The sequence below is a fragment of the Pseudomonas edaphica genome, from assembly GCF_005863185.1.
Lineage (GTDB): Bacteria > Pseudomonadota > Gammaproteobacteria > Pseudomonadales > Pseudomonadaceae > Aquipseudomonas > Aquipseudomonas edaphica.
Map to the genome: position 1 here is coordinate 1 of NZ_VBVZ01000591.1, position 3757 is coordinate 3757.

General features: G+C 61.2%; 4 protein-coding genes and 1 pseudogene. 3 read left to right on the forward strand and 2 right to left on the reverse strand.

Annotation, left to right across the window (positions count from 1 at the left end; all coding sequences use genetic code 11):
• The 3 genes from FEM54_RS27115 to FEM54_RS27125 form a co-directional block, all read left to right on the forward strand.
• On the forward strand, positions 1 to 263 hold a 263-nt coding region (locus FEM54_RS27115), incomplete at its 5' end, for a circularly permuted type 2 ATP-grasp protein (RefSeq protein WP_171045911.1).
• 2 nt (positions 264 to 265) lie between these two features.
• Positions 266 to 1216 (forward strand): alpha-E domain-containing protein, encoded by a 951-nt coding sequence (locus FEM54_RS27120; RefSeq protein WP_017135519.1) that lies wholly within the window; start codon positions 266 to 268, stop codon positions 1214 to 1216.
• A 108-nt stretch (positions 1217 to 1324) separates the two neighbouring features.
• Entirely contained in the window at positions 1325 to 1753 is a 429-nt protein-coding gene (locus tag FEM54_RS27125; RefSeq protein ID WP_138453713.1) for a nuclear transport factor 2 family protein, read from the forward strand.
• Positions 1754 to 1875: 122 nt separating this feature from the next.
• Here the strand turns inward: FEM54_RS27125 and msrA are convergent.
• Positions 1876 to 2570, reverse strand: a pseudogene (gene msrA / locus FEM54_RS27130) (peptide-methionine (S)-S-oxide reductase MsrA).
• Positions 2571 to 2718: 148 nt separating this feature from the next.
• On the reverse strand, positions 2719 to 3757 hold a 1039-nt coding region (locus FEM54_RS27135; protein WP_205894436.1), incomplete at its 5' end, for a thioredoxin family protein.

Genomic DNA, 3757 nt, shown 5'->3' on the forward strand with positions numbered 1-3757 from the left:
AAATCGAAGACTTCCGCCAACGCATCAAGGCGCGCCCTCACGCCTACATCGCCCAGCCGACGCTGAGCCTGTCCACCTGCCCCACCTTCGTCGAAAACGGCATCGCGCCACGGCACATCGACCTGCGCCCGTTTGTGCTCTCGGGCAAGGAAACCCGCCTGGTGCCTGGCGGGCTGACCCGTGTAGCGTTGAAGGAAGGCTCGTTGATCGTCAACTCGTCGCAAGGCGGCGGAACCAAGGACACCTGGGTGGTGGAGGGCTGAGTATGTTGAGTAGAACCGCCGCAGATCTGTACTGGATGTCCCGTTACCTGGAACGTGCCGAGAACCTGGCGCGCATGCTGGAAGTCAGTTATTCGCTGTCGTTGATGCCCCAGGCCGGGCGCAGTGACGGGCTGGATGAATTGGCCATGTCGCTGCTCAGCAGCGGCACACTGGACAGCTACCTCGAACGCCATAAACAACTGGACGCCGAACGCATGCTGCACTTCTTCGCCCTCGACGAAGAAAACCCGGCCAGCATCTACAACTGCCTGCGCGCCGCCCGTGGCAATGCCCACGCCGTGCGCGGGCGCATTACCGCCGACATGTGGGAAAACCTCAACGCCACCTGGCTGGAAATGCGCAGCATCGCCGCCGGCGGCCTAGCGCGCCATGGCATCAGCCACTTTTGTGACTGGGTCAAACAGCGCTCGCACCTGTTTCGCGGGGCCACCTCCGGCACCATCATGCGCAATGACGCCTACCGGTTTATTCGCCTGGGCACCTTTGTCGAGCGTGCGGACAACACGTTGCGTCTGCTGGACGCGCGTTATGAAATGTTCGGCGAAGAATCCGAAGAGGTCAGCGACCTTTCGGCACGCGGCTATTACCAGTGGAGCGCCCTGCTCCGTGCGTTGTCGTCATTTGAGGCTTACACCGAGCTGTACCCGAATGCGCTGAATGCGCGCTCGGTCTCGGAGTTGCTGCTGTTGCGCAGTGATGTACCGCGCTCACTGCACGCGTGCATCGAGGAGTTGAGCCATATCCTCGCCGACCTGCCCGGCAGTTACGGGCGCGAGGCTCAACGCCTGGCGGCCGAGTTCGAAGCGCGGCTGCGTTATACCGGCATCGATGAAATCCTGGAGGACGGCTTGCACAGCCGGCTCACGGACTTTATCGACACGGTGCGCGAACTGGCGCGGGCGATTCACAGCTCGTACCTGGAAGTGGTGTGAGTGCATTCGGGTTACTTATCTGTCAATTCGGGTGATTGACCCTGCTTGAGTGCCGCTCTTATGTTGGGCAGGTGAACGACCTTCCCAACATAAGAACAGGTACAGCCCATGTCCGAACTCCACCTGAACCCCGCCGCCGCCCACAGCCTGCAACGCTGGCACACCATGCTGGCTACTCGCGACCTCAACGCCCTGCCCGAACTGCTCGCGCCTGACGCGGTGTTCCGCTCGCCCATGGCCCATACGCCCTACCCCGGCGCGCCGGTGGTGTCGATGATCCTCAACACGGTGATCAAGGTGTTCCAAGACTTCGCCTATCACCGTGAACTGGCGAGTGCCGATGGGCTTAACGTGGTGCTGGAGTTCAGCGCGCGCGTGGGTGAAAAACAGCTCAAGGGTATCGATATGATTCGCTTCAATGAGCAGGGGCAGATCGTCGAGTTTGAAGTGATGGTGCGCCCCCTGAGCGGGTTGCAAGCGCTAGGTGAAGAAATGGGCCGCCGACTGGCGCCCTACCTGGCCAAGGCCAAATCCTGAAGACGATCGTTCCCACGCTCCGCGTGGGAATGCCTCTTGTGACGCTCTGCGTCACGTCTTGGGACGCGGAGCGTCCTGGGCTGCATTCCCACGCAGAGCGTGGGAACGATCAGTCCGGGTGGTTATTGGTTTTTGACTAACACCGGCTCGGCACGGTATTGGTCGGGGAACAGTTTCTTGAGCTGCGCCACCTTGGGCAAATCATTGATCACAATGTACGGGTAAGACGGGTTCTCGGTCAGAAAATCCTGGTGATAGGACTCCGCCGGGTAGAACGTCTTGCCCATCTCGACCTTGGTCACGATCGGCTTGTCGAACGCTTTGGCGGCGTCCAACTGGGCGATATAGGCCTGTGCGACTTTTTGCTGTTCGGCATTTTGCGCAAAGATTTCCGAACGGTACTGGGTGCCGCTGTCCGGACCCTGGCGGTTCAGTTCAGTGGGGTTGTGGGCCACCGAGAAGTAGATCTGCAACAGCTTGCCGTAGCTGACTTTGCTCGGGTCGTAAGTCACCGACACCGATTCGGCGTGGCCGGTATCGCCGTCGCTGACCGACTCGTACTGGGCCGTGTTTGCAGCGCCGCCGTCATAGCCGGAAACGGCGTTTTCACGCCTTGCACATGCTGGAACACGCCTTGGACACCCCAGAAGCACCCCCCGGCGAACACCGCGGTTTGCAGGTTGCCGGGCTCGGCCGGCAGGTCCATGGCCGGCGGCGCGATCATCACAGCCTCTTCGGCGCCACCGAAGGAGAACGCCGAGCTTTGGCCGACGAAAGCGGCGAATGCCAGTGCGGGTAAAAACTTGAGAAGCTTCATAGAACTCACTCCAGTACGCGGTCAAGTGTGGGAGCTGGCTTGCCTGCGATGGCACCGGCAGATCCAACATCATCGTCGGCAGGTACACCGCTATCGCAGCGATGCGGCGACCCGACAAGCCAGCTCCCACATGGATCAGGTTTTCACTTCAACCGAAGGTGAAGGCATACGCCGACACATGCGGGTCGAGAAATTCGATGCTGAAGGTGCGGTCCTGCACGGCGCCGCTCTGACGCACCAGTTGGTAAAGGCGCTGCTCGGTCACCGTACCGCTGCCATCCGGCGCCACATCGGTGCCATGAGCATCGCCTGGCGCCTGGCCATCAATCGTCACCTTGAAGCGCACCGGCTTGCCGTCGGCACCAGGCCCCAGCACCAGGTGCAGGTCACGGGCATGAAAGCGGTAAACCACACGCCCACCGGCCTGGTCGAGGGTGGCTTGTTGGCCGCCGACATTCCATTGGCCTTCCAGGGTCCAGTTGTTCAGGGCCAGGTGGCCGGCCGCCGGGTAATTCACCACTTTGTCGGTGCCCAACGCGCCGGTGGTGACGAAGTTTTCCGCACGCTGGAAGCCCAGGTAGGTTTCCGGCGATTGCACCTCGTTCATGTCCGGCGCTTGCTGCACACCCTTGGCATCGGCCTCGATCAAACCACCGGCGACGTTGGTCGCGCCGGCCTCACGCAGCAGTTGCTGAATCACCCGCTCCGACTCGGCGTAGTCGCCTTCACCGAAGTGGTGATAACGAATCTGGCCCTTGGCATCGGCAAAGTAATGCGCCGGCCAGTATTGGTTGTTGAAGGCGCGCCAAATCTTGTAGTTGTTGTCGATCGCCACCGGGTAGGTGATGCCCAGGTCTTTCATGGCCTTGGTGACGTTGTTCACGTCGCGTTCAAAGGCAAACTCCGGGGCGTGTACGCCGATCACTACCAAGCCCTGGTCTTTGTATTTCTCGGCCCAGGCTTTGACGTAAGGCAAGGTGCGCAGGCAGTTGATGCAGGAGTAGGTCCAGAAATCCACCAGCACCACTTTGCCCTTGAGTGCTTCGGCGGTCAGCGGCGGGCTGTTGAGCCATTGCACCGCGCCCTCCAGCGGCGGCAGCGTGCCTTCGATAGGCAGTGTGTCGCTGTGGTTGGCCGCCGCCATCATGGCGCCACCGGCCATCATCGCCCCGCTCTTCTGTGCAGGT

Excerpts from the sequence above, each read along its gene's own strand:
- FEM54_RS27125 (WP_138453713.1), top strand. The coding sequence starts at position 1,325 with ATGTCCGAACTCCACCTGAACCCCGCCGCCGCCCACAGCCTGCAACGC.
- FEM54_RS27120 (WP_017135519.1), top strand. The coding sequence starts at position 266 with ATGTTGAGTAGAACCGCCGCAGATCTGTACTGGATGTCCCGTTACCTG.